The 25,481-nt window shown below is 35.2% G+C and carries 25 protein-coding genes and 1 other annotated feature; of the genes, 9 read left to right on the plus strand and 16 right to left on the minus strand.

Features of this window, described 5'->3' with window-relative positions; all coding sequences use genetic code 11:
- Nucleotides 1–53: 53 nt before the first annotated feature.
- The 3 genes from AC3IS5_RS16995 to AC3IS5_RS17005 form a co-directional block, all read right to left on the minus strand.
- Nucleotides 54–731 (minus strand): YdeI/OmpD-associated family protein, encoded by a 678-nt coding sequence (locus tag AC3IS5_RS16995; protein WP_489425444.1) that lies wholly within the window; start codon nt 729–731, stop codon nt 54–56.
- 215 nt (nt 732–946) lie between these two features.
- On the minus strand, nt 947–1,834 hold the full coding sequence (locus AC3IS5_RS17000; protein ID WP_489425445.1) for a PhzF family phenazine biosynthesis isomerase: 888 nt from the start codon (nt 1,832–1,834) through the stop codon (nt 947–949).
- Between the two features lie 119 nt (nt 1,835–1,953).
- Entirely contained in the window at nt 1,954–2,532 is a 579-nt protein-coding gene (locus AC3IS5_RS17005) for a GNAT family N-acetyltransferase (RefSeq protein WP_489425446.1), read from the minus strand.
- Nucleotides 2,533–2,626: 94 nt separating this feature from the next.
- Here AC3IS5_RS17005 and pdxR point away from each other — a divergent pair, with 94 nt between their 5' ends.
- A complete protein-coding gene (gene pdxR / locus AC3IS5_RS17010; protein ID WP_489425447.1) occupies nt 2,627–3,997 on the plus strand; it encodes a MocR-like pyridoxine biosynthesis transcription factor PdxR in 1,371 nt (456 codons plus the stop codon).
- A gap of 76 nt (nt 3,998–4,073) precedes the next feature.
- Here pdxR and AC3IS5_RS17015 read toward each other — a convergent pair whose 3' ends face one another.
- The gene (locus tag AC3IS5_RS17015; protein ID WP_489425448.1) at nt 4,074–5,045 is read right to left on the minus strand and encodes a S66 family peptidase; all 972 of its coding nucleotides are present in this window, start codon (nt 5,043–5,045) and stop codon (nt 4,074–4,076) included.
- A gap of 218 nt (nt 5,046–5,263) precedes the next feature.
- Here AC3IS5_RS17015 and AC3IS5_RS17020 point away from each other — a divergent pair, with 218 nt between their 5' ends.
- Complete coding sequence (locus AC3IS5_RS17020; RefSeq protein WP_489425449.1) at nt 5,264–6,061, plus strand: exosporium glycoprotein BclB-related protein; 798 nt, start codon at nt 5,264–5,266, stop codon at nt 6,059–6,061.
- A gap of 673 nt (nt 6,062–6,734) precedes the next feature.
- Here AC3IS5_RS17020 and AC3IS5_RS17025 read toward each other — a convergent pair.
- From AC3IS5_RS17025 to AC3IS5_RS17035, 3 genes are all read right to left on the minus strand, one after another.
- Nucleotides 6,735–7,196, minus strand: coding sequence for a GNAT family N-acetyltransferase (locus AC3IS5_RS17025; protein WP_489425450.1), 462 nt, complete (start codon nt 7,194–7,196; stop codon nt 6,735–6,737).
- Nucleotides 7,197–7,278: 82 nt separating this feature from the next.
- Nucleotides 7,279–8,874: a 2-isopropylmalate synthase gene (locus tag AC3IS5_RS17030; protein ID WP_489425451.1), complete on the minus strand. Its 1,596-nt coding sequence runs from the start codon at nt 8,872–8,874 to the stop codon at nt 7,279–7,281.
- A gap of 57 nt (nt 8,875–8,931) precedes the next feature.
- Nucleotides 8,932–9,173, minus strand: a binding site (T-box leader).
- A 259-nt stretch (nt 9,174–9,432) separates the two neighbouring features.
- Nucleotides 9,433–10,620, minus strand: coding sequence for a hypothetical protein (locus AC3IS5_RS17035; protein ID WP_489425452.1), 1,188 nt, complete (start codon nt 10,618–10,620; stop codon nt 9,433–9,435).
- Nucleotides 10,621–11,025: 405 nt separating this feature from the next.
- Between AC3IS5_RS17035 and AC3IS5_RS17040 the strand changes: the two genes are divergently transcribed.
- Nucleotides 11,026–12,009: a diaminopimelate dehydrogenase gene (locus AC3IS5_RS17040; protein WP_489425453.1), complete on the plus strand. Its 984-nt coding sequence runs from the start codon at nt 11,026–11,028 to the stop codon at nt 12,007–12,009.
- Between the two features lie 468 nt (nt 12,010–12,477).
- Here the strand turns inward: AC3IS5_RS17040 and AC3IS5_RS17045 are convergent, their stop codons facing one another.
- Complete coding sequence (locus AC3IS5_RS17045) at nt 12,478–13,323, minus strand: class I SAM-dependent methyltransferase (protein ID WP_489425454.1); 846 nt, start codon at nt 13,321–13,323, stop codon at nt 12,478–12,480.
- 107 nt (nt 13,324–13,430) lie between these two features.
- On the opposite strand from AC3IS5_RS17045, the gene AC3IS5_RS17050 reads away from it, so the two are divergent.
- Together AC3IS5_RS17050 and AC3IS5_RS17055 are read left to right on the plus strand one after the other, a co-directional pair.
- Nucleotides 13,431–14,153: an ABC transporter ATP-binding protein gene (locus AC3IS5_RS17050; protein WP_489425455.1), complete on the plus strand. Its 723-nt coding sequence runs from the start codon at nt 13,431–13,433 to the stop codon at nt 14,151–14,153.
- Nucleotides 14,150–15,187 (plus strand): ABC transporter permease, encoded by a 1,038-nt coding sequence (locus tag AC3IS5_RS17055; RefSeq protein ID WP_489425456.1) that lies wholly within the window; start codon nt 14,150–14,152, stop codon nt 15,185–15,187. Before AC3IS5_RS17050 ends, AC3IS5_RS17055 begins: the two co-directional genes overlap by 4 nt.
- A gap of 313 nt (nt 15,188–15,500) precedes the next feature.
- On the opposite strand, the gene AC3IS5_RS17060 is transcribed toward AC3IS5_RS17055, so the two are convergent.
- The 5 genes from AC3IS5_RS17060 to AC3IS5_RS17080 form a co-directional block, all read right to left on the minus strand.
- Nucleotides 15,501–17,102: an ABC transporter substrate-binding protein gene (locus AC3IS5_RS17060; protein ID WP_489425457.1), complete on the minus strand. Its 1,602-nt coding sequence runs from the start codon at nt 17,100–17,102 to the stop codon at nt 15,501–15,503.
- Between the two features lie 140 nt (nt 17,103–17,242).
- Nucleotides 17,243–18,241 (minus strand): inorganic phosphate transporter, encoded by a 999-nt coding sequence (locus AC3IS5_RS17065; protein WP_489425458.1) that lies wholly within the window; start codon nt 18,239–18,241, stop codon nt 17,243–17,245.
- A gap of 15 nt (nt 18,242–18,256) precedes the next feature.
- Nucleotides 18,257–18,877 carry a DUF47 domain-containing protein gene (locus tag AC3IS5_RS17070; protein ID WP_489425459.1) on the minus strand — a complete coding sequence of 207 codons (621 nt, stop codon included), beginning with the start codon at nt 18,875–18,877 and terminating at the stop codon, nt 18,257–18,259.
- 917 nt (nt 18,878–19,794) lie between these two features.
- A complete protein-coding gene (locus tag AC3IS5_RS17075; protein WP_489425460.1) occupies nt 19,795–20,388 on the minus strand; it encodes a histidine phosphatase family protein in 594 nt (197 codons plus the stop codon).
- Nucleotides 20,389–20,428: 40 nt separating this feature from the next.
- On the minus strand, nt 20,429–20,839 hold the full coding sequence (locus AC3IS5_RS17080; protein ID WP_489425461.1) for a VOC family protein: 411 nt from the start codon (nt 20,837–20,839) through the stop codon (nt 20,429–20,431).
- Between the two features lie 152 nt (nt 20,840–20,991).
- On the opposite strand from AC3IS5_RS17080, the gene AC3IS5_RS17085 reads away from it, so the two are divergent.
- Nucleotides 20,992–21,534 carry a GNAT family N-acetyltransferase gene (locus AC3IS5_RS17085; protein ID WP_489425462.1) on the plus strand — a complete coding sequence of 181 codons (543 nt, stop codon included), beginning with the start codon at nt 20,992–20,994 and terminating at the stop codon, nt 21,532–21,534.
- 70 nt (nt 21,535–21,604) lie between these two features.
- Here the strand turns inward: AC3IS5_RS17085 and AC3IS5_RS17090 are convergent, their stop codons facing one another.
- Nucleotides 21,605–22,372: a thermonuclease family protein gene (locus AC3IS5_RS17090; protein ID WP_489425463.1), complete on the minus strand. Its 768-nt coding sequence runs from the start codon at nt 22,370–22,372 to the stop codon at nt 21,605–21,607.
- A gap of 108 nt (nt 22,373–22,480) precedes the next feature.
- Entirely contained in the window at nt 22,481–23,041 is a 561-nt protein-coding gene (locus tag AC3IS5_RS17095) for a phosphatidylglycerophosphatase A family protein (protein WP_489425464.1), read from the minus strand.
- Nucleotides 23,042–23,143: 102 nt separating this feature from the next.
- Between AC3IS5_RS17095 and AC3IS5_RS17100 the strand changes: the two genes are divergently transcribed.
- The 3 genes from AC3IS5_RS17100 (at nt 23,144) to AC3IS5_RS17110 (ending at nt 24,901) form a co-directional block, all read left to right on the plus strand.
- Entirely contained in the window at nt 23,144–23,866 is a 723-nt protein-coding gene (locus AC3IS5_RS17100; protein ID WP_489425465.1) for an alpha/beta hydrolase, read from the plus strand.
- A gap of 87 nt (nt 23,867–23,953) precedes the next feature.
- Nucleotides 23,954–24,469, plus strand: coding sequence for a YjcG family protein (locus tag AC3IS5_RS17105; protein WP_489425466.1), 516 nt, complete (start codon nt 23,954–23,956; stop codon nt 24,467–24,469).
- A gap of 3 nt (nt 24,470–24,472) precedes the next feature.
- A complete protein-coding gene (locus AC3IS5_RS17110) occupies nt 24,473–24,901 on the plus strand; it encodes a GNAT family N-acetyltransferase (protein ID WP_489425467.1) in 429 nt (142 codons plus the stop codon).
- Nucleotides 24,902–25,139: 238 nt separating this feature from the next.
- Here AC3IS5_RS17110 and AC3IS5_RS17115 read toward each other — a convergent pair whose 3' ends face one another.
- The gene (locus AC3IS5_RS17115; RefSeq protein WP_489425468.1) at nt 25,140–25,442 is read right to left on the minus strand and encodes a hypothetical protein; all 303 of its coding nucleotides are present in this window, start codon (nt 25,440–25,442) and stop codon (nt 25,140–25,142) included.
- Nucleotides 25,443–25,481 lie beyond the last annotated feature (39 nt).

A 25,481-nucleotide genomic window follows, 5' to 3' on the forward strand; every position in this document is an offset into this window, starting at 1 on the left:
TTTCTATGGCTTCAAGATGTTGCAATTAATATATAAGAATAACTGCAGATTTATTATTTCTTATTAGCTCGATATAAATTCATGGTTTTGAATCCTTTTCCGAGAATCTCCACCATTTCTGACAATCGTTTTTCTTGTGTCTCTTTACGTTTCGCACTATACACAAATCGTGCCCAATCTCGCTGATACCCTGGTGTTAGTTCATTATAAATATGAAGTATTTCTTTTTGATTACTCAAATACTGTTGGATGTCTTGAATACGATTCACATAATCACCGACACGTTGACTCACTTTACTAGCAGTAGATTTTTTTGCATTCTTTGGCTCATTTTTAATACCCACAACTGTAAATGTATCATTAAAGCTAACCATGCGTGCAAACTTCATTGTACTATTTAGAACGTAACCATCATCATCTGGCGAAATAGCTGGAAACAGTGCGTCTCGCTCAATATATTCCTTATATTCTTTATTATTTTTCTTTGGATAAGCTACAAAGAGGTACCCGTTGTCCTTAACTCGATTCTTTTCCACGACCTCCTGGAGCAATTCAGTTAACTCATTTAGAGAAAAAACAAATGCAAAAATTAAATCATAATTTTCTTCCTCAAAATCCTTGTCAAACTCTAGCTCATCTAATTCAGTTACATGATTCGGCATATGCAGCACTACTTTTTTTTCGTATTGTTGCAACTTTAACTTTTCTACAACAGTTTTTACTTCCGCCATCATTTCTCTCCTATCGTGCTCAACATCGCTATTATACGCACATTTAATAAAAGCTTTTCAAACTTTTTAGCTGCTTCGTAACTCCATTATACAATTTTAACAAAACAATAAAATTATAAGCATTTGCTAGTAAATAAGGCTACTCAGTTAACAAAACTGAGTAGCCTTATTTACCACATCATGATTCTTCGTATATTCAAACTCGGAAATTATATTCAAATATATACTGCAATATCTTTCACAAAAACGGCCGTTCCAGTAATCGCTATTGTAATTTCCTCATTATTTTCAACATGAACAATTACTCTACCATCTTTACCTAATTCTTGACCTTGCTCAACAACTAAGTCATACTGCCCTTTTTTCTCAGGAAGCACGTACGTCGCAACATATGCACCCATAACGCCTGATGCTGTCCCAGTCACCGCATCTTGAATTGTACCTGAAATAGGGGCTGAAAAATGTCTAGCATGCATATCCGCATCCTTAGAAAAAGCATTCATTGAGAAAGGGTGCAAAGATGCATTCGGCAATTCCTTTAATATAGAAGGAAATGTTGTAGTTTTTGGTTCCATTTTTGCAAAGGCATTCATGTTTCTAATTGGAATACAGAGCGTCCAAATGCCCGTATTACCATAAACAATTGGATATTCAGCATGGATATCTTCTATAGTAATACCAATTGAAGTGGCTAAATCATTGACAGATCCATCAAAGGATTTAAAAAGCGGTTTTGCATGCTCCATCCTCATATAATATGTATTTTGTTCTTCAGTTAAAAGAATCGATAGTATGCCCGCTTTTGTTTCAATTGTCAAATTATGTTTAGGTTCGATATATCTCTCTGTAACAAGGGCAAAAATAGTAGCCATTGTGGCATGACCACATAAATCCATTTCATGCCCTGGTGTGAAATAACGAATGCGAAGATCCGCAACATTGGATTTCACAGGAAAAGCACATTCATTAAAACCAACCTTCGATGCGATTTCTTGCATTTCATCATCGGTTAAATTAACAGCATCTAACACGATTCCAGCTGGATTTCCCTTACCAGGTTTAGTTGAAAATGCATCGTATTGTTTAACAATTATTTTCTTCATAAGAACCCCTTTGTTTATCCATAATGTAAATTTACAATTAGCTTATCACTGTTTATACATTATTTGTATTATTAAATTGGTGTATCAACATATATTTGTACTCGATTTAATCTAATTCCTCATTGTATTAGCAATCCTTCTAAACGAAGTTTCACATCTGCCCATTCTGAATCTATAATACTATATAATACCGTATTGCGGATTGTACCATTTGGCCGGATCATATGATTGCGTAAAATCCCTTCTTTTTTTGCTCCCAACCTTTCAATTGCTGCCTGTGAGCGTTTATTCTCGTGATCCGTTTTTATTTGTACTCGATTGACACTTAATTGCTCAAACGCGTACTTCAACAATAAATACTTACATTCTGTATTAATAGGCGTTCGCCATTTTGTTGGAGTGAGCCATGTAAACCCAATCTCTAGTCGCCTTTGTTTGTAATCAATATCCAAAAATCTTGTGGATCCAATTACTTGATTTGTATATTTATCTATTATAACGAATGGATATTGAGTGCCATTAACTTTTTCATGAAATGCATGTTGTACATACTGCTTCATATCATCAAACGTTTTAATATTCGCCGTCATATATGTCCAAATTTCTTGAAAATGCCCCGCCATATATAGCCCCTCTATATGACTATCCTTTAGGGGTACTAACAATACATGTTCACCTATTAACTGAATATCTTCCATTACACTTCACTCCTTTGCTATTATTAAAACAGATTTTGATTTAAGTAATAGTACCAAAAGTAAATGTTTTAACCATACCAGATGAGGTGAAGCTATGACATTGACTATTTATTTTGACCAATCTTCAACGCCTTTGTATATACAAATTTACGAGCAAATAAAGCAATTAATCCAGTCACAACAGCTAGTCGAAGGGTCGAGACTCCCTTCAAAGCGACAACTGGCAAATCAGCTACACGTAAGCATTCATACTGTTCAAATTGCCTATGAACAGTTAACTGCAGAAGGTTTTATTTCAAGTCGTGAACGTTCAGGTTATTTCGTTGCACCCTTTCTAGATGAGTGGCGAATGAAGATATCTCCTAAACAAGAAGAAGTTATTATTAATGATGTTACAGATTCTATAGACATAGACTTTAATTCTGGCCAGATTGCGTATGATCATTTCCCCTTTAAACCTTGGCGGAAAATAACAACAAATCTTATGCGAGCAGATATGACTTATCATAGTCAGTGGCAAGGAGAAAGGTCTCTTCGTGAACAAATATGTCAATACGTTTATTTATCACGAGGTGTATCCTGTACAGTAGAACAAATATACATATGCAATGGTACACAAGCTCAGCTCTCTCTACTGTGTAGATATTTCGGTCCAACAGCATCGGTAGGATTTGAAGAACCTGGATTTTCGCGCGCCTACTCCATTTTCAACCAGTATAGAATGAATATTGTTTCTATTCCTGTAGATGCACTAGGAATATCCATTCCAGAAGAGCCCCTTAGCCTGTTATACACAACACCTGCACATCAATTTCCGCTCGGTATGATTATGCCCATTCAAAGAAGATACGCACTTCTTCAATGGGCATTTCAAACAAATGCGTATGTTATTGAAGATGACTATGACAGCGAATTTCGTTACAGTGGTAAGCCAATCCCTTCACTTCATAGTTTAGATTACCAAGATCGTGTCATCTATTTTGGCACTTTCTCAAAAGCGTTACTTCCTTCATTACGCATAAGTTATATGATTTTACCTAAAGCACTAGTAAATGACTTTAACGACTTTTATACTGAACAAAAATCCACTGTATCGCGCATAGACCAACTATCTATTGCTGAGTTTATGAAGCAAGGTCATTGGGATAAACATTTGGGGAAAATGCGTACATTATATCGAAAAAAGCGTGACATTCTCGTTACACAATTAAAATTGAAACTCGGAGAAAATGTTCAGATTATAGGTGAGAATGCAGGCCTTCATTTAATTATTCAACTAAAGCTAAACATTTCAGAAGCCGCTGCTATCCAAAGAGGTATGGAATGTGGGGTGAAGATTTATTCTGTATCGCATTATTATCATACTTCACCAAAAAATACCCTTCTTTTATTAGGCTATGGTGGTTTAAACGAAGAACAAATCACTGATGGCATTAATCGTTTAGCCAATGCATGGATGGATTGATATAAATTTAAAAAGGCTACTAAAATCAGTAGCCTTTTTCCACATCAATACATAGACTTAATATATGTATTTATTATTAGTGTTCAATAATTTTTATCGACTTTTTGTTTGTGTCTATCTCTACAAGTCCTCCTATAGGAAAAGTAAACATAGGCTGAATATGACCAAAGCTTGCATTATACATCACAGGAATATTCTTCAGAATTGGATGTTTATCAAAAATAAAATGCAAATGCTCTTCAGTCACTTGGGATTTATTCTGGAATTTACCAATCACCAGTCCCTTTAAATTGACTAATTTCCCCTGCTGTAGCAAAGACGTAAAATCACGTGCAAAAGTTAGTGGATCTGTTAACTCATCATCTTCAATAAACAATATGACATCCTTTAAATCTGGCATAAATTCCGTTCCTTGTAGTAAATTGAGAGTACAAAGGTTCCCACCATATAATGTACCATTAGTTAATCCACTATTATAAATTTTCAAACCCTCATTTGGAATTAAGTTGCGATTATCTTGATCTCTAAACCACGCATCATCACTCCAAACAACCGACTGCTCAATTTCATAGGCTTCGTCTTGCATGAGGCATTTTTTGAAAAAAGTCGTTTGATAATCCTGTTCCTTCCGCATTCCAAAACTTGAAAAGTGAGGTCCAGAATATGTGACTAAACCTGTTTTAGCTGTTATTGCCCATGCTAGCGCTGTAATATCGCTATAGCCACATAGGATTTTCGGATTCGTCTTTATTAGTTCATAGTTGATATAGGGCAAGATCTCATTGACATTAAATCCACCAATGACTGTCAAGATTCCTTTTACATTTGAGTCTGCGAAAGCTGCATGTAAATCTTTCACTCTCGCATGAATTGAAGAAGAGTAATGTAGATCACAATCATATACATGCTCTCCAAAAGTCACTTTTAAACCCATTTCCTCTAACTGCTCAATTGCTTCTTGAATACCATCCTTAGATAAAATTTGCATACTACGACTAGGCGCAATAATACGTATTTCATCACCTTTTTTTAACTTTGGTGCAATCATTCTAAAGCCAACTCCTTCTTATTAAGTTTACTAGTACAATATTTTGAAACGTCCATAAATTAAAGTAAAAAGCTTCAATCTTGTAAATAATAGTTTTAATAATAAAGAATATTCCGATTAATATCAAGTTTTGATTTTTTCAACTGCCTTTCTTTGTGTTGCTTGCACTTGCCAATTATTTTGAAGTGAATAGCATGATAATGATAGGAGGTGAAATAATGGATTATGAGAAAAAAAGATGTAGTAAGTGCAGTAAATATATCTGTACTTGTAATATTGACCCTGCTCGGGGTCCAAGAGGGTATAAAGGTACTATAGGCCCTGTTGGACCTCCAGGCCCTCAAGGACCTAAAGGTGAACGAGGTCCTAGGGGATTCATGGGTCTTCCTGGAGCTGATGGTGAACGTGGGCATAGAGGCTCCGATGGTGAACAAGGTCCTAGGGGGCTAAGAGGTCTCCCTGGAGAGGCTGGGCCTCCAGGACCTGCCGGATCTACTGGTCCTGGCTCAATAATTCCTTTCGCATCAGGTATTCCTGTTAAACTTACAACTGTTGGTGGGCACGTTGGAACAACTAGTTTAATCGGCTTTGGGAACTCTGCATCAAACGTTAAGTTAGATGGGACAAAAATAAATCTTACAGGTTCTGCTGGAGCACTTCTGAATTTTGCATTTTCAATTCCTCGTGATGGAATAATCACTTCGATGGATGCTTTCTTCAGTACTTCAGAGGCTCTATCTCTAGTTAATTCTACTATCACCATTACAGCTCAATTATATCAATCAACTACACCAAATAATCTATTCACTCCTGTTCCAGGTGCTACTGTAACATTATCTCCTAAACTCTCTGGCAATCTTCCTCTAGGTTATGTAAGTCACGGAATCACTACAGGATTAAATATAAAGGTAACAGCACAAACACGACTATTAATGGTATTTTCTACAGCAGCCACTGGTCATTCACTTGATAATATGGTAGCTGGGTATGCTAGCGCAGGTCTTTCAATTAGTTAATTCCTTAAAGTTAATTATTTTAAATCTGCAATTCTTACCTAATAGTTGATGCAAAAAATATCCATAAAATACATCATTATACGATAAAATAATTTTGGTATTAATTGAAATTATTTTAAGATTGCTAATTAATACCATATAATATTAATAGAAGACAAAGGCAACTTTTCGTATAAATTAAAACGAAAAGTTGCCTTAATTCGTATTTTCTCTATTTAACTTTTGCTAATATTACAGTTCTTTTTTAAATAAAAAGATTTGAGTTATTACGAACTTTTAGGGTTTTCTGTGAACTAAGGAAATGTTTGAAGCATCCTTTGCTATTAACTTTAAAATTATTAAATATCATTATTAATTTTTATATGTCAATATCACTAGCTAGCCTAATCAATCCAATTATACAAGTAGCCAAATTGGTATTTGGTCTTTAGCAGATTCCTATTTCGAATCACAATTATCCCAAGGCCCAATAACTGGAATTTTCACAACATTTGCAACAGGAAATTATTCCTTGAACTATTAACTATGCAACAACTGCTTCTAAAAGTGTAAGTTTAGGTACGGCTATATACTATGCAGAGGTAGATGAATTTAGTATTTTATAAAAAGGTGTCTTTTTTTTTATGTAAATCATCTATTAAATCACCATTTTCATAGAGCGAAAAACAAATTATTAACCCTTATTATCTGCAGTAATAAAATTAAATGTATAATGTTCAAATTCCACATCATGAACGAATCCAAGCTTTTCATATAACTTTTTAGCATTAATATTCGTAAGAGCAGTTTCTAATGTTAAATAACTAGCATTTGTTTGTTTACCTAGTTCCATTGCTGATTGTAATAATTGCTTCGCAATGCCCGATTTTCGATTATTTTTTGTTACGAACAAATCATTTAATATCCAAGCTTTTTTCATTGAAATGGATGAGAAGGTTGGATAAAGTTGTGTAAACCCTACATATTCCTCTCCCTCTTTTGCCACAAATATGACTGAATCCTTATTAGTAAGTCGGCTGTGGATGAATTTATATGCTCCTTCTATATTTGTTTGTTGCTCATAAAATTGGCGATACATATCGAATAACCCCGCTACGCCAACTGTATCAGATAGATTTGCTTGATAAACTTTCACTTCATTATCCTCCTTTAAAAATTACAAGACCCTCGAACAACAAAAACAACTCCTCATATGAAGCAGAAGTTGTCTTTGGTATTTAAAGTGATTGTGCAATAGGTTCTTTGTTTATTTCAGGCATTAAATTATCTACAATAATACTATTTACTGCATTAATATAAGCTAAAGCACTTGCCTTAATGACATCTGTATCAGTTGCTTTTGCAATATATTTTTCGCCTTTATATTCTACCTGTAATTTTACTTTCCCTAATGCTTCTTTCCCTCTAGATACACTGCTAATTTTATACTCTAATAATTTGATATCGAGATCAATGATTTCTTTAATCGATGAGTAAAGTGCATCAATTGGACCTGATGCTACTGTAGTACTGCTTTTGAAAATCTGATCTCCCTTTTTTATTTTGACGCTTGCTGACGGGAAAATTGTATTACTAATTACTTGCAAATCCAACAACTCATAAAAATTTTCACTATGATGGTGAATTTCTTCATTCATTTCATGACGCGCAAAATATTTTTCCACAATAATATACAAATCATGGTTATATACTTCTTTTTTCGCATCAGCTAATACTAAAAAGTCAGCAAAGATTTCTTCGAATTGTTCGTCTGTTAGTTGGTTAAAGGCTAATTTTCCGAGTGCATTTTTCACTGCATGGCGTCCAGAACGGGCAGTTAAGACCAGTTCCATATCATCTAAGCCAACTTCAGTAGGACTAATAATTTCGTAAGCATCACGTGATTTCAGTAAACCATCTTGGTGAATACCTGACGAGTGGGCAAATGCATTGTCTCCTGTAATAGCTTTATTTACCTGTACATCAAGTCCCATTAGGCTACTCACAAGCTTAGATGTGTTCATTATTTCCTTTGTATTAATATTTGTGTTTGCTTTATAGAAAGGTGAACGTGTATTTAATGCCATAACAACCTCTTCTAATGCTGCATTACCAGCTCGCTCTCCTATTCCGTTAATCGTACACTCCACTTTATCTGCTCCATTTTTTATAGCAGCTAATGTATTTGCTGTAGCCATTCCTAAATCATTATGACAATGTACACTTAAAAGTACTTTATCATTCAGATTTTTTAGGCGGTCATTCAATTTATATATAAGTTCGCCGAATTCCTCTGGCACGGCAAAACCAACTGTATCAGGAACATTAATCATTGTAGCTCCAGCTTTAACAACCGCTTCAATTGTTGACCATAAGTATTCAAAATTAGAGCGTGATGCATCTTCTGTAGAATACTGCACTTCTGGCAAAAGCGTTTTAGCATATTTGACAGCCTCTACACCGATATCTAAAATTTGGTTTTTTGATTTACCAAATTTCTTTTCAACGTGAATGTCTGAAGTACCAAGAACCATATGAATTAACGGCTTTTCAGCATACTTCACGCTATTATATACCGCATCAATATCTGCTTTAACAGCACGTGCTAGGGCCGTAATCATTATATTATCCGTATTCCCGACCTTCATCGCAATTTCTTTTACCGCATTGAAATCTCCGGCCGATGATGCTGGGAAACCCGCTTCAATAATATCTACTTGTAATTTCTTTAATTGATGAGCTACTTCTAGTTTTTCGTATAAATTTAGTTTAGCCCCCGGAACTTGTTCCCCATCACGTAAAGTCGTATCAAACATCCATATTTTTCTCGACATTTCACATACACTCCTTTTCTTTTATAAAATAATAAAAAGCCCCGCCTCTATAGAAACTATAGAGACGAGGCTGTGCTCGCGGTACCACTCTAATTGATCCATGACTACTACATGAACCCACTCAGTTCGATGGCTATCACCATCTATTCTTTTAACGGCAGAATCCCGACATCCGTTACTATTATTTCACGGAGTAGCTCTTGGACGAGTTCAAAGGCAAATAACTACCGGTTTCCACCAACCACCGGCTCTCTGAATAGCTTATTTATCCCCTTACTATTTCCAATCATTGCTCATTCGTTATTTGATTAGTTTTGATTTTAACCTTTGAATTCTTAATAGTCAATACAATTGTCAGAAAAATTTTAATTTTCTTTTAAGAATGAATTTATAGTTATAAACATAAAAGTACCATTGTCCTGAATAGACAAATACTTTGCTAAAAATAGGGTTATTTATTTTTCTTTAAGTAGTTTACCGCGTATTGTACATATAACTCTGAACCAACTTTCAATGCATCCTCATCTACATTGAAGCCTCCATGATGGTGTGCCTTTATTATTTAATCCATGTTACAAATAAGCCTGCTAATACAACAGAAACTATCGTAACTGTGATGAAACCACCAACAAGCATCGGTGGAAGCATATGACTTGTTAAGAATTCCCGTTCTTTTTTATCTGTTGTTACAGAGTTCACAACTTCATTTGTGATAATATAATCTGCTGGGAATCCATATAAGGCTGTTAATGATACAGCAAACGCCATATTTGGGTTTACTTTTAAAATTTTCCCTATGATAAATGAAAAGATGTACATGCCAATTACTGCAAGAACGATACTGACTATTAAAGGTGTAATTATTCGTAGCATCATTTCTGGTGTGGCATTTTTTAAACCATCAAAAATAAATAGCATTAATGCCATGATGGCAAAACCGAAACCATTTGCTTTTTGTAATGGCTGCTTTTCTAAGAAACCTAGTGAAGTAGCAATTACACCGAATAGTAAACATAGTACCAATGCATTCACTGTAATAATTGGGGCTAATGCAGTTGATGTAAAATACGCTAAACAGCCTACAATGGCTAAGCGGAAAAATTTGAAATAATCCGTATTGTAGCGGTCAGGTAATTTTTTAAATAATCTTGGTTTTTCTAGTTTTTCCTCTTCTTCAACTGTTATCTCCTGTGCTTTCAACTCACCAGAACGATATAGCTTTAATAAACGATTTCCTTCTTTTTTTAAGAAAATTGACGTTAGCGGATAACCAGCAAAACCTTGAATAACATATATAACAATTGCGAAAACAGCTAGATCGTCGTACCCTGCATTCGCGGCTCCCTCAGACATAATAAGAGCTGAAACTAATCCACCAACAAGTGGAGGAATCGCTACGATCATCGTTTGCATATCGAAAATCAAAGCACCTATCGTAAATAATATTACGACGATTCCTAAAATCCCTGATAGCGCAATAACTATCGTTTTCCATTGATTTCTTAATTCTTTCAATGAAAGTAAAGTTCCCATATTTGTAATTAGTAAGTACATCATCATTGTTGCTACTATTGCTGGAATCCCTGCAATCTCTACAATATTCTTCGGGAAAAACGTCCAATATCCCAATAAAAATAGTACCGCGCAAACAAATACAGATGGAATCCATGCTTTCGTTTTAGTTGCCACAACATCGCCAATATATAAAATCCCTAATAAAATAACAAGGGCAAGCATTTGAGCCATAACATAACCTCCAATTAATACAATTTGTAATATTACAATAACATTAAATTTTCTGAATATGTATATAATTAGTATATTTCGAGAAAATATTAACCTTAACTAGCTAATTATCAACATTAATCATATTTCGCTATTTAAATATGGGTAAAACCTCTTTATTGAAATAGTAAATTTATTCCTTATGAGAGATAATACTACTCATTAAAGAATAGTTTTCTCTTAGTAAAATTAATGCAATCATGAGTAGTCATCTCCTCAGCGAAGTACTATCTGCACGACTTACAAGCTCAAACAACCCCATCCTTTCACTATTAATCTACTGAATGGCATTGTGAATTTTCTAAATTAAAAGTACAATTGGAATTATATTTGTTGGTACTATACATATTTTTAGGAGGAAAGACTTTGAGTAAAATTCGAATTGGTATTGTAGGTTATGGTAATTTAGGACGTGGCGTTGAAGGGGCAATTGCCCAAAACCCTGATATGGAATTAGTGGCAGTATTTACTCGTCGTGATCCTTCTTCATTAAAAATCGAGAGCGCTAATGTGCCCGTATATGCGGTAAATGATGCTGAACAATTTAAAGATGCCATTGATGTCATGATCTTGTGTGGGGGGTCTGCTACGGACTTACCGGAGCAAGTACCTCATTTCGCACAATGGTTTAATACTATTGATAGCTTTGATACACACGCCAACATTCCAGCTTTCTTTGATGCAGTAAATGAGGTTGCAGAACCTGCAAATAAAGTGAGCATCATTTCAGTTGGTTGGGATCCAGGTCTATTTTCATTAAACCGCCTTTTAGGAGAAGCTGTGTTACCTGTTGGCAATACTTATACTTTTTGGGGTGATGGCTTAAGTCAAGGCCACTCTGATGCAGTTCGACGCATTGAAGGCGTTAAAAATGCAGTGCAATATACATTACCAATTGAAGAGGCAGTAAATCGCGTACGCAATGGTGAAAACCCTGAATTAACTACTCGTGAAAAGCATGCCCGTGAATGTTTCGTTGTTTTAGAAGATGGCGCAGATGCAGTGAAAATCGAAGAACAAATTAAAACAATGCCAAACTATTTCTCTGATTATGATACAACTGTAAATTTCATCTCTGAGGATGAACTTGCTACAAACCATAGCGGTATGCCGCATGGTGGGTTCGTTATTCGAAGTGGTGAATCTAACGCGGAGCATAAACAAATTATGGAATTCTCTTTAAACTTAGAAAGCAATCCATACTTCACATCAAGCGTCCTAGTTGCCTTTGCACGTGCTGCTTTCAAACTAAACAAAGCTGGCGACAAAGGAGCTAAAACGGTATTCGATGTACCATTTGGTTTGTTGTCACCAAAATCAGCAGCAGAACTGCGTAAAGAGTTATTATAAGAAATTAAAAATAAAAGGCTGACTCTGTCTTCATGAGTCAGCCTTTATTACATTATTAATTTTTTTAAGATTCACTAAATAGCTTCCGTCATATTGACTTTTGTCCTCTCGACAACTATGATGAATAGTGATTCTTACAAAAGACTCAATAATCTCAAACAAGAAACCTTATGCTGCCTTCTATCAATCGAAGGGCCCATAAGGTTTTTTGTTATTCTACAGAATTCTAATGGCTGAATACTCAATTCTTATTTTGACTATGCAAATTACCTCATGTACTGTTGAAGGGTTACTCGCGAGAATGATCCTACCTCAATCTGATTTACTTAATAAAAATTACCAATAATGAATAAGCTATTACTATTAACCATCACTCTTCTAATCTTGATCACGTGATACACAATCGTATTGAACTAATTTTCTACAAAAATTCAAGGCATATCAACATTAATGAATTAGTAAACTCTTCTAATTACTAATTAGTACATATGTAGACATCGGTTTTATAGCATTTTTTTGTATTGCCTCTTTAAGTATTAATATTTCAGTTTGCAGTAATTGGACCAACTTTTCTGGAATATAATTTACAGCCAGAAGCTCCCTGGCATAATCTTGGATAGTAAAGTCAACTTCCCATTCTCCATCCTGTAATTCAGGAGAGTAAATTATATTCTCTTTTTGGATTTCCCAACCGGTTTGTTGAATGATTTTCTTAATATCCTCTGCCGTAAATAATGTACGGATATTAGAGATACTTGTTTCTTTAAATACTTCATACTGAGCTTGAATTAATACAGCCAGAAAATGAGGATACTGTTCAATACTTGTTACCCTTGCATCCCATTCTGCAAAGCATAATGTTTTCCCCCACTTCCTAGCCTTTTTTAATACGGCTGCTAGCTGCTCGGCTGACTGGAAATACCAAGAACAGTGAGATAACACAACCATATCAAATGATTGTTCCAGAAAATCAATTTCATCCGCAATCACATCTGTAGCTAAATCTATTTGTATTTGCGCACCTAATTTTGAGGCTTTTAAATACCTGGCTGCTTCTCCTAATGTGAGGGGACTACCATAATCTGCAGCCGCGACATCAATACCATGAACAAAGCCTTCTACACCTACTAAATGTGCTAATACTGCTGTAGTATCCCCTTGTCCACAACCTATTTCCAATACTCTCATCCCTTTTTTGATTGACCAAAACTGCGCTAACTTCAAACGATGTGCTGTCTGGATTTTTTGAATTGTACTATCGTTACCATAAATGGCCATAGAGTCTATAATTTCTTCTATTATCTTTTCATCCATCTAGTTACCTCCAATACTCAAATTCATATTGTAATATCTTCCATACTAAATTAGACTATGTGTACAATCAACTCAATTTATTAATGTATAGAAAAGGAGTGAATTTTATGTCTTCAATCCAATTAACAGATGTACAAAAGAACTTTCAAAAAAGATCCATTATTCAAAATGTCAGTCTGTCTATTGACTCCGGAAAAATTTTCGGCCTAATCGGTCCATCCGGTTGTGGTAAAACAACATTAATCAAACTAATAGTAGGTATGTTAAAAGCGGATGCAGGTCAAATAGAAGTTTTTCAGCAAACTGTACCAAATTACAATTTACTCAAAAGAATTGGCTATATGGCACAATCCGATGCTTTATATAGTGATTTAACTGGAATGGAGAATATGCAATTTTTTGCGAAGTTATATTCTTTAAATAAAGCAGAAAGAGACAAACGTATTGCTTATGCTGCGGATATTGTCCAACTAACAAATGAGCTCTCTCAAAAAGTACAAAACTACTCTGGCGGTATGAAACGAAGACTCTCTTTAGCCATAGCACTGCTTCAAAACCCAGATATTCTTATTTTAGATGAACCAACTGTAGGTATTGACCCTGCTCTAAAACTCACAATTTGGCAAGAACTCGAACGTCTGAAAAAAACAGAGAAGAAAACCATCCTTCTAACTACACATGTAATGGATGAAGCCGAAAAATGCGATGAGCTCGCTTTAATGCGAGAAGGTAAAATAATTGCAACTGGGACTCCTAATAAGTTAAAGGCACTATATAGCGCAGACACATTTGATGAAGTGTTTTTACGAGCTGGCGGTGCTAAAATATGAGAATTATTGCTTTAGTAAATAGAATTATTCAGCAAATGCTACGAGATAAACGGACACTTGCACTACTATTTCTTGCACCACTACTTATCTTGAGTCTGATGTACTTTATATTTCATACAGAAGATAGTACTCCGAAGCTTGGAGTGATTGGTGGAGATACGAAAATAATTAAAACATTAGAAAAGGCTAATATTGAAGTAGAAAAGTATAACCAGCTTTCTCAAAAAGAGGCACTTGCTGAACACTTAGACGGTTGGCTAGCAATTGAAAATATGCAGGTTTCTTTGACGTTACAAAACGATTCTCCTAGTAAAGCAAAGGCTTTACAAATGCAGGTGAAACAAGCACTATCATCCTTTCAAATGTCTAATAATTCTAGTAAATCATCGGATCTAGGAGTGAATACAAATTATGTATACGGTGATGAAAACACCCAGTTATTTGACATCATTAGCCCTATCTTAGTTGGCTTCTTTGTATTCTTTTTCGTCTTCCTCATTGCAGGAATTGCATTATTAAAGGAACGCACAACAGGCACATTAGAAAGGTTATTAGCTACACCCATTCGCCGTCATGAAGTTGTGCTTGGTTATTTAATAGGCTACGGACTATTTGCTATCATTCAGACATCAATCGTCGTTTTATATGCTGTGAAAATACTTGATATTGTTCTAGTTGGATCTATTTGGTATGTGCTACTTATTAATCTATTGCTTGCATTAGTTGCCTTGTCATTAGGCATTTTATTATCTAGCTTTGCATCTTCAGAATTTCAAATGGTTCAATTCATTCCACTAGTCATTGTTCCGCAAATTTTCTTTACAGGATTATTTCCACTGGATGGCATGGCGGATTGGTTGCTTTCAATCGGTAAAATCATGCCACTATACTACGCCGCAGATGCTCTTACGGGTGTTATGTATAAAGGGTTTGCATTTACAGATATCATTGTTGATCTCGGTGTATTACTATTATTCTCAATCCTCTTCATAACCTTAAATTTCGTCGCTTTAAAAAAATACCGCGCTATTTAATATCGTGTATAACTACTAAAATAACACGCGCTATATAACGTACCTGTTGTTTCAGTATTTCGACAAAGGGCACTCAGAATTCTGACATCCTTGATTGGAGCGGAGATGGCGACTCCTGCGGGAAAAGCGGGACAGTCCAAGACCCTGCAAAGGAGCTTGGCGCCCGCCCGCGGAAATCGGCCACCGTAGCGGAAATCAACGATCTTATCTATTTATTTTTTAAAAGAAAAAAAGACCTTAGACAAACTCAAATTTTTTCGAGTTTGTCTAAGGTCTGAAACAGTACGGTCTATAAAACGAGCGTGTTGTTTTTTTATTCTACTGAGACATTCTTTAAATCATCAGCTTCTGTTGGATGTGCTTTAAAGTCTTTTACTGATTTAGATACTGCTAATAGTGGTGTGGAATGTACTAATGGCAAAACAGGTGCTTCTTTATGCAAAATAAGCTGAATTTGTTTATATATCTCTTTACGTTTTTCTACATCCTGTTCAGAACGACCAGCTTGCAGAAGCTTTTGAACTTCATCATTTGAAAACTGAGAGTTATTTAATGATCCATCACGATCAAAGAACAAAGATAATAAATTGTCAGGATCACCATTGTCACTTGTACCACCAAGTAAAAATAGATCTGCTTCCCCTGCTTTTGTTTTCTCTAAATATGTCGCCCATTCGAATGACATAATTTTCGTTTTAATCCCCACATCTGCTAAATTCTTCTGAATCGCCTCAGCAACCTTTTGGCCATCTGGCATATATGGACGCGGTACAGGCATTGCCCATAATTCTAATTCTTTACCGTCATAAGTAGACTCTTTCAATAATGCTTTCGCTTTTTCCGGATTATAATCATATAAAGGCGTATCTTCGTTATAACCTAAAGCTGTAGGTTGCACCGGATTTTTTGCTACTAATGCTTTCCCTTCAAAGAATGTGTCCGCAATTACTTGACGATCTACTGCATGGCTAATCGCCTGACGTAACTTTATATCTGTAAATGGTGCTTTATTTGTTGTCATCCCTAAATAGCCGACATTAAATGAAGGGCGTTCAATTAATATAATTTGATCATTTTGTTCTACTGTCGAAATAGATGCAGGTGCTACACCATCTGCAATATCAATTTCTCCACTCAACAATGCATTTAACCTTGCTGAATTATCTGGCATTGCTTTGAAGATAACACTATCAAGCTTTGGTAATCCATCTTGCCAGTAACCTTCGTTTTTTGTCAAAATGACTGAATCATTTCTTTTCCATTCTGAGAATTTGAATGGACCTGTCCCTACAGGGTTTTCTCCAAATTTTTCTCCGTCTTTTTCAAAAGCGGTTGGACTGGCAATTGAAAAAGCCACCATTGCTAAATTATTTAAAAGTGGCATCATAGGCTTCTTTAATTGAATGATGAAAGTATAATCCCCATTAGCTTTTACGCTTTCAATAATGTGATTTTTGTCGCCTTTAAAGCCGCCGAACATATCTGCATAATACGGAAATTGATCTGCACTACCATTCATCCAACGTTCGAAGTTTTTAACAACGGCTTCCGCATTAAAGTCTGTACCATCATGAAATTTAACATTTTCCTCAAGCGTAAAAGTATACGTCTTACCATCATCAGAGATTTTCGTATCTTTAGCTAATCCAGGTTGTGTAGATGTATCTTGGTCGCCAAAGACTAATAATGTCTCAAAAATATTGCGTGCTACTTTGAACGATTCACCGTCCGTTACTGTACTTGGATCTAACGAAACTGAATCCGCTCCTCGGCCATAAACAATAGTTTGCTTGTCCTTGTTATTTACTTTATCACCAGATGATTTCCCACCTTTTGTATCATCAGATGAACATGCTACCAATAGGAAAATCATAGCCATTACGACAACGCTCAATCCTAATCTCTTATTCTTCATAAAACTCCCCCCACATCCTATTTTCTTACTTCTACCAATTATAAATATATTTTCATAATTTTCAAATAATAGTGTTCATAAAAAAATGCCTGCAACCGATTTGTGATCAGTTGTCAGGCAGTTCAGTTATTAGTTAAGTTTTAGAAAAAGATATTTAAAATGTAGAAAATCAATGCAGCCATTGCTGCCGCTGATGGCATTGTAATAATCCAAGTCATAATAATTTTACGAGCTACTCCCCATTTAACACCTTTCACACGTTGTGCAGCTCCAACCCCCATAATAGCGGAAGAAATAACATGTGTAGTACTAACTGGCAAGTGAATTAATGTTGCACTAAAGATAACTGAAGCAGAAGCTAAGTCGGCTGCTGCACCGTTAACAGGGCGCAATTTCATAATTTTACCACCAACTGTTTTGATGATTTTATAACCACCGATTGATGTTCCAAGTCCCATTGCTAATGCTGCGGAAACTCGAACCCAACCTTGAATTTCATCGCCAGATTGTAATCCTCCAGCTATTAAAGCCATTGTCATTATACCCATTGCTTTTTGCGCATCATTCGTACCATGTGTAAACGATTGAAGTGCAGCTGTACAAATTTGTAAATATCGGATTCCTTTATTTGTACGATATAGATTTGCGTTTTTGAAAATGACTTTGAATAGAGACATCATCAAGAAACCAGCAGCTATAGCAATAAACGGTGATAATAATAAAGCTTGTAATATTTTCACGAAACCTGTGTAGTTCAAGACACCAAAACCGGCTGCTGCAATAGCAGCACCAGCGATAGCACCAATAATCGCATGAGATGAACTAGACGGAATTCCGTAATACCAAGTAATTAAGTTCCAAATTATTGCTGCTAGTAATGCAGCTAAAATAATCACTGAACCATTTGATAATGCGAAAGGATCTACGATGTCTTTCGTAATTGCCTTTGCAACACCTGTAAATGTGATTGCCCCGATAAAGTTCATAATTGCAGCCATTATTACTGCTACTTTAGGTGGCAAAGCTCGTGTCGATACTGAAGTAGCAATGGCATTTGCTGTATCATGAAAACCATTGATAAAGTCAAATGTCAGTGCAAAAATAACAACTAAAACTGTTAATAAGAGTATTGTATCCATTCGTGACTCCTGCTCCTATGCATTACGCATAATAATAGTTTCCATAGTATTCGCTACATTTTGGCAATCATCTGCAATATCCTCTAATTGTTCATAGATATCCTTGAACTTAATCAGTTGGATTGGATCTTTTTCATGCAAGAATAGTTGCTTAATGGATGTACGAAGCACTTCATCACATTTACTTTCATAATCTTTTATTAAAATGGCATGATCACGCATACCAATTAAGTTTTTCGTTTTTAATAATTCCATTGCTTTTACAATTTCATCCGCACTTTTCACAATATAGCCGATAAATGTATTCATTGAATCATCGATATCGATTAACGCGAACATGTCGAAGTGTGCAATACATTCTTCCATTCCATCAAGAACGTCATCCATACTGTTAGCAAGCGCAAGTATATCTTCTCTTTCAATTGGGGTCATAAATGATTTGTTCAGCATCACGATTAATTCATGAATGAGAGAATCCCCATCCGTTTCATATTTTTTCATTCGTTTGCTAATTTCTTCTAAGTCTTCCAAACTCTGTATGCGGAAATCATTGGCATAATGCATTGCCTCTTGTACATTAACTGCAATTTTTGCTAAAACATCAAAGAATGGATCTGGCTTTTTTCGATTAAACATAAATTCCTCCTGAAAAAGTTAGTGTCAAAACATATATTTGTCCTGAACGCTAAATTAGCTTAACAATAATTTAATAGAATATCTGCTATTTTTACATATTCTATTACAACTTTTACAATCCTGTAACATTAGCGTTCACAATTTCGCAAAAAAATTGTTCCAATGTGGAAAATCACATCGCTTCATTTGTCGAATATTGTCGAAAAATATAAATTCTGTTGTAAAAAAGACCTTAACTACTAGGCTTAACCTCATGATAAATATAACATTCCTTTGTCAATATCGAACCTTTTTGTAAACGTTTTATTTTTCGACAAAATACCTACCATTTTTATACAGAATATAGGTTTTACAATTTACAAAACTAAGAACATTGTCTAAAGGAAAGCCTTTTTGTTGTTGGCAACACAGCAAATATGAGTCCAACTCCAAAAACTACAGAATTGTTAAACATTAGAAGGAATTCTTGTATACCTTCAAAAATAAATACACGAATAACAGTTGAATTATACATACACCACAGACAGCTTCTCTCATCCATCGAAATCCACAGAAATACAAAAAGAATACGGTAATAAAACTAATGATAGTAGGGCAAATTGAAAATGAATTATTACAAATTCATTTCACAGTAGTATGTCCAACATCAAAAAAAGCAATCATGTAAATTTCAAATATTATTTTTTCTGCCTATTCTCTATTTTTGTATTTATTAACAATTACTACTTCACTACTTTTAGTACCTACTGACATCAAGTACTAGCTAGAACCACAGATCATAACGTTCCTTTTGAACCCTTTCAATAATTGATCCCTTTCTTAACACCGGCGTAAAACATCCTTCATTAAAAAAAACTCCTTATTTAAGCTCATTTTCAAAAAAAATAAAAAAAGATGTGCATAATATCATACACATCTTAAATCTTTCCTGTTTCACTTACTTGTGACAAATGTGATGATTGATTGAATTCACCAAGTAACCATCTATCATCTTGAATCTTAATATAACTAACGCCTGCATTTGCTAATCGTACTTCCTGTGGAAAAGTATCGCCATTCTCTAGTAGTGTAAAGAGCGCATGAATTACCGCTCCGTGGGCGACTAGAATGACTCGATCATTTGGATGATGCTCGTGAATTTCAACAAGTCCGTTTCGTAACCTTGTAAGCACGGAGTGCAAGGGTTCTTGATTTGGATATTGTTTATCTGGAAATGCTTTTATACGTTTTTCCATATCCATGCCTTCTGCTTCACCGAAAGATCGTTCTTTAAACTCTTCAATTTCAATTAGAGGTATGTGTAATTGTTCGTTAATTATTTCCGCTGTTCGTTTTGCTCTTGTTAATGGACTTGTATAAATTGCAGCCCACTTAGTATTTTTGAAAAACACACCACATTCTTTTGCTTGTTGGATCCCTCTATCATTAAGAGGTACATCTGTTACACCTTGCAATTTCCCTAGTGCATTCCAATCCGTTTCTCCATGTCTTACCACACAAATTTCTGTCATGTGAGTACCTCCTAAACCAACTTTACATTAGAGTATCACACTAAATTCCAGCTGTATGCATTAACACTACTCTCCAGCCATCAGGGTCTTCAATTGTCTTACCTTCCTTTTCCCAATATGGGTTTTCTGGAGGGACTGCATTATAGCCTAATTCTCTTAAACTCTCGATAATCGTATCAATCTGTTGTTGATTAGGTATATAAAATACAATTAAATTGTCTTTAGTTGGTACTGGGCAAGGGCTGCCATCTTTGTGCTGGGTAAATTCCAAATGATATGTTGCAGTTGGAAGCCCAATCAACAAACCTTCATAACCTCTACCTGTAAATGACCCAATTTTCGTCAATCCTAAACCTTCACAATAAAAACGCTCAACTTGTCGTAACTGATTTGTAGGTCTAGCAACCCTAACCTGTGTAACATGCATATTTTCTGACCAATCGTTATTCATTCTTACCACCCCTTCGAAAGGATATTACCATTTAATTCAATTTATTTATTCCGTCATAAGATTGAACAACATCTCACTCTTTTGATTTATTTCGGTTTTATTTTTTCAGTAAAACACTGCATAATAAAGGTAAATCGAAAGGGGTTATACATATGGATTGGTTTGAAAAACTAAATGAATATTTTCCCGTTGAGGAAATGAAATCACGCCAACATATAGAACTTTTATTGAAAAATAAGGTAGATATTTACAAAAAGGTAGAAGACGAAAAATATGTATTAACATATGTAGATCACCCTGATTTTATATTTGTCGATTATTTATTTGTTTCATCGTCTGCACGTGGTGAAGGATTAGGTGGGAAAATTTTAGAGCATTTAAAAAGCAATGGCAAACCAATTTTATTGGAGGTAGAATCACTTGATCAAGCTGAAGAAGACACTGAAAAGCGATTACGCTTCTATAAACGTCACGATTTCAATTTAGCATCACATATTCGTTATTGTAGGCATCATGTAAAGACAGGCGAGCCACTGAAAATGGATATTCATTACTGGGCTCCAACGGGCATTGCTGAAGAAGAAATACTTGGACATATGAAATGGATATATGAAAATATTCATGCGTACGAAGATGAACTTCTTTACGGTGCGAAGTATGAACCGACCGATAATGTATTGTATTTTATTAAATAAAGACAAGGTAATAAATCTGAGCAAAAATTAAAAAAGACTTTTCGCATTTGTGAAAAGTCTTTTTTATATATTAGCTAGCTTTTTTAAATCCAGCTTGCTCCGCTTCTTTTTCAGTACAGAACATTTTTTCCTCTTTAACTGCATCATAATTGTTGGAGCCTGGCATATGATAAAGCTTATTACCTTTGCTATTTATATTACCCTTAATAGAGCAGCTTGTTTTATTCGATTGATTTAAGCTATCGGCTTTATTTGAGTTTTTTGTTTGCCCTTCAGTAGACGCCCCGCTTCTCACAGCCGATTTATCAAAACCTCGATTTGTGACATAACCGTCGTATTGCCAAATTCCTTTTTTCAATGCTTTAGCTTCATCTTGAATTTTCTCAAAAGCTTTCACATTTGTAGTATTCGGTTCATATATATATCCAACACGTACCAGACCTTCACGGATTAGTTGCTCTTGAACACTTTTCCCATCCGCATATATATAGGCTAGAAGGCGACCATATTTATCTTCATGTTCACCAACATCAAATTCAATTGAAACTTGATTTGCGTTGTTCAATATTTCACGATTACGAGCCTGCGCTTCTCGTCCAAAAGGTTGTTCACCTAATTGTTTATGGTACATTTCAGGCGCATCTACTAATAAATAGCGTACTTTTTTTGTTTCTCCGTCGTATTTTACTTTAATCGTATCACCGTCCATGATACTTACCACTTCGACATCGATTCGATTTTCTGATTCATCTTTTTTTGTCACTGTAGTTTCTGTACATGCTTGTAGCATAAATACTAGACAGCCGATTAAAAGGAGTCCCCATTTTTTCATTGTCATCACCATCGTAATCTTAACATAAACTATTAGTTATCGGCTTACTTTCAGCATTTAACGCATAAAAATACCCAGTCTTCGGTAGAGGGCTGGGTAATGACTAGATGAATATTAATCTGTTGTAGTGCCGTATGGTTTAATGTCTTTGATTGATTTTCCTTGCTCTTCTAAATCACGAATACGGTGTGCAAGACGTGATGCAGCAGATGCAGCAATGCTTCCTACTAAATCATCTAGGAATGTGTGAATACCATTACCAGCTTTTGTATCAAGGTGCTGTATTATTCCGATTTTCTGTTTATCTAAATGTCCAAAAGTTGTTACAGCAATACTACCGTAAGTAAATACTGCTCCTAAAGCGATAGTCTCATCAACTCCAAATAATCCTTCATCGGATTCAACTAATTGTTGTAGTGGCGCTGACAGCATCTTTTTCTCTGCTAATTCATCTAGCTCAATCCCTACTAAAATTGCATGTTGAATTTCACGTTTATAAAGTACTTTATCAACCGATTCAATACAATGATCTAGAGATAGTCCTTCATTATATGCAAATTGCATTTCATACACAATTTCCGCGATATCCTTTAATGTAACACCGCGGCGTTCTAATGCATCGCGCGCCGCTTTAGCGACTACTTCTGATGAAACTTGAAGTTTTTTGTTATACATGACTCATCCTCATTTCCATATTTATAGTCCTTTGTTAGCTATTATACCTTTACTTTCTTATATGTTACAATTTTCGTACAGAAAACTGAAGGAGTGACAGCTTTGAATCGTGGCACAATCACAGATATAGATTTTTTCAGTGAATCCTTACAAGAGGACATCCATCTATTAGTCTACTTACCTGCAAACTATTCACCACTTTATAAATACTCAGTGTTAATCGCATCTGATGGTAAGGATTATTTCCAACTCGGTCGAATCTCTCGAGTAGTAGATGACTATTTGGAGCAAGGCGATATCGAAAATTTAATAATTGTAGGTGTACCTTATAAAAGTGTAGAGGATCGTCGACAAAAATATTTGCCAAATGGAGAAAAGCATGAAGCATACTTACGCTTTTTAGCACATGAACTTGTTCCTTATATTGACGAGCATTACTCTACATATCAAATGGGGATGGGTCGAGCATTGATTGGAGATTCACAGGCTGCGACAGTATCTTTACTAGCAGCCATCCAATATCCGAATATTTTTGGTAAAGTATTAATGCAGTCACCTCTAGTAAATGATACTGTTTTAGAAAAAGTGCAGCACGTACAAGATGTTCATGCTTTTTCAATCTATCACGTTATTGGAAAAAAAGAACATGAAGTAGTAACTATGGATAAGAGTATTAAGGATTTCCTTACACCTAATCGTGCATTACATGAGTTGATAGTCAACAAAGGCTTTTCTACTTTCTACGATGAATTCGAAGGAAATCACTCATGGAAGTTTTGGCAACCTGACTTAAAACGTGTCATAAAACAAAACTTTAGTATTTAACATGTATTTCACAATGAATATTATCTTTTTTCTGTTATACTGAAAATTAAGAAAAACTATATAAAACTACTTAGGAGGTACGGAATAATGAAATACGGTATCGTTGCATTTCCATCTAAGAAACTACAAGATTTTGCGAATTCATATAGAAAAAGATATGACACGCATTTCTCTAAAATCACACCTCATATTACTTTAAAAAGTGTTTTTGAAGTAGATGATTCAAAAGTGAACGAAGTTACTAATATGCTCCAAGAAATTAGTAAACAATTTAAACCGCTTTCAATTCACGTATCAAAAGTTAGTTCATTTGCGCCAGTGAACAACGCTATCTATCTAAAAGTGGAACCAACAGAACAGCTTCAAAAATTACATGATGCATTGCATGCTGAATCATTCGGTCAAGAACCAGAATATAAATTTGTGCCACATATTACTATTGCACAAGATATGTCCTCAGGTGAACATGATGATATTTATGGTCAGCTACGCATGACAGATGTTCATTCTGAAGAAGTTATTGATCGTATTCATTTACTTTATCAATTAGAAGACGGTTCTTGGACGGTTTACGAAACATTCCGACTGTCTGGAGCTGAGTAATTATTGGTTTTTGCTAAAATTGTTGAGACAGAGAAGGAATTACGAGACGCTTTCTTTGTTCGGGAGGAAGTCTTCGTTAAAGAGCAGGGTGTTCCTCTACCTTTAGAAAAAGATGAATACGACAAAGACGCAACACATTTCGTAGCATACAATGGCGAAGAGCCGATTGCAGCAGGCAGAGTACGAATAGTCGACGGTAATATCGCTAAAGTAGACCGTGTTTGTGTATTACCTGATTTTCGAAGAAAGCAAATCGGTGTTTTAATGATGACACACTTAGAAAAATACGCTAAAGGTCGTCAGTTAGCAAAAGTGAAGTTAAATGCTCAAACACATGCTATTCCTTTCTACGAAAAACAAAATTATATTATTACATCTCCTGAATTTTTGGATTCTGGCATTCCATATCGCGCAATGGAAAAGGCATTCTAATAATAAGTTACTAAAACGCTGAATGATCAACGTTTTAGTAGCTTTTTTTTTGGTGATTGCTACTTTCATCTCTTTTTCATTGGTTCTGTGGACTTTCTAGTGAAAATGTTTTAACTAATCCTCTATCTACCTAAGTTCTATAACAAAAAGAGCCAACCACGGTTGATTGCAAACTCAACCATGGATTGGCTCCTTTTTATTATTCGAAGTACCTTATGATAATCGTCTATAGTATTTTTCAAACATATTTACTATAATATTTACCTCTATCAGTAACCTTTAGTTCAAATTTTGATAACTCTGCTGGGTTAGGATGGATGAATTGTTGATGGACTCGAAGGGAGTTCCCACGATTTTTGTTTTTTTCATTGTTCAATTGCATTTCAGTAAGTTCAGCACGCATATCAAGCTCTCTTTCAAAATGAGATTGCTTTTTTACTTTTGCAATTGCATTAACATGAGCATAATTATATGCTTTCATGTTCATACGTTCTGCATATTGCGTTGCTTGTAACGGCTGAACTGGTAGAATGTAGCCCATCACAATCCCCTCCTAACTATAACTTTTCCTGCAAAGACA

Source organism: Viridibacillus sp. KH_047 (genome assembly GCF_057838945.1).

What these genes read in the sequence shown, in the direction of transcription:
- AC3IS5_RS16995 (WP_489425444.1), bottom strand. Translation starts at nt 731, where the DNA reads ATGGCGGAAGTAAAAACTGTTGTAGAAAAGTTAAAGTTGCAACAATAC.
- AC3IS5_RS17000 (WP_489425445.1), bottom strand. Translation starts at nt 1,834, where the DNA reads ATGAAGAAAATAATTGTTAAACAATACGATGCATTTTCAACTAAACCT.
- AC3IS5_RS17005 (WP_489425446.1), bottom strand. Translation starts at nt 2,532, where the DNA reads ATGGAAGATATTCAGTTAATAGGTGAACATGTATTGTTAGTACCCCTA.
- pdxR (WP_489425447.1), top strand. Translation starts at nt 2,627, where the DNA reads ATGACATTGACTATTTATTTTGACCAATCTTCAACGCCTTTGTATATA.
- AC3IS5_RS17015 (WP_489425448.1), bottom strand. Translation starts at nt 5,045, where the DNA reads ATGATTGCACCAAAGTTAAAAAAAGGTGATGAAATACGTATTATTGCG.
- AC3IS5_RS17020 (WP_489425449.1), top strand. Translation starts at nt 5,264, where the DNA reads ATGGATTATGAGAAAAAAAGATGTAGTAAGTGCAGTAAATATATCTGT.
- AC3IS5_RS17030 (WP_489425451.1), bottom strand. Translation starts at nt 8,874, where the DNA reads ATGTCGAGAAAAATATGGATGTTTGATACGACTTTACGTGATGGGGAA.
- AC3IS5_RS17035 (WP_489425452.1), bottom strand. Translation starts at nt 10,620, where the DNA reads ATGGCTCAAATGCTTGCCCTTGTTATTTTATTAGGGATTTTATATATT.
- AC3IS5_RS17045 (WP_489425454.1), bottom strand. Translation starts at nt 13,323, where the DNA reads ATGGATGAAAAGATAATAGAAGAAATTATAGACTCTATGGCCATTTAT.
- AC3IS5_RS17050 (WP_489425455.1), top strand. Translation starts at nt 13,431, where the DNA reads ATGTCTTCAATCCAATTAACAGATGTACAAAAGAACTTTCAAAAAAGA.
- AC3IS5_RS17055 (WP_489425456.1), top strand. Translation starts at nt 14,150, where the DNA reads ATGAGAATTATTGCTTTAGTAAATAGAATTATTCAGCAAATGCTACGA.
- AC3IS5_RS17060 (WP_489425457.1), bottom strand. Translation starts at nt 17,102, where the DNA reads ATGAAGAATAAGAGATTAGGATTGAGCGTTGTCGTAATGGCTATGATT.
- AC3IS5_RS17065 (WP_489425458.1), bottom strand. Translation starts at nt 18,241, where the DNA reads ATGGATACAATACTCTTATTAACAGTTTTAGTTGTTATTTTTGCACTG.
- AC3IS5_RS17070 (WP_489425459.1), bottom strand. Translation starts at nt 18,877, where the DNA reads ATGTTTAATCGAAAAAAGCCAGATCCATTCTTTGATGTTTTAGCAAAA.
- AC3IS5_RS17075 (WP_489425460.1), bottom strand. Translation starts at nt 20,388, where the DNA reads ATGACAGAAATTTGTGTGGTAAGACATGGAGAAACGGATTGGAATGCA.
- AC3IS5_RS17080 (WP_489425461.1), bottom strand. Translation starts at nt 20,839, where the DNA reads ATGAATAACGATTGGTCAGAAAATATGCATGTTACACAGGTTAGGGTT.
- AC3IS5_RS17085 (WP_489425462.1), top strand. Translation starts at nt 20,992, where the DNA reads ATGGATTGGTTTGAAAAACTAAATGAATATTTTCCCGTTGAGGAAATG.
- AC3IS5_RS17090 (WP_489425463.1), bottom strand. Translation starts at nt 22,372, where the DNA reads ATGACAATGAAAAAATGGGGACTCCTTTTAATCGGCTGTCTAGTATTT.
- AC3IS5_RS17095 (WP_489425464.1), bottom strand. Translation starts at nt 23,041, where the DNA reads ATGTATAACAAAAAACTTCAAGTTTCATCAGAAGTAGTCGCTAAAGCG.
- AC3IS5_RS17105 (WP_489425466.1), top strand. Translation starts at nt 23,954, where the DNA reads ATGAAATACGGTATCGTTGCATTTCCATCTAAGAAACTACAAGATTTT.
- AC3IS5_RS17115 (WP_489425468.1), bottom strand. Translation starts at nt 25,442, where the DNA reads ATGGGCTACATTCTACCAGTTCAGCCGTTACAAGCAACGCAATATGCA.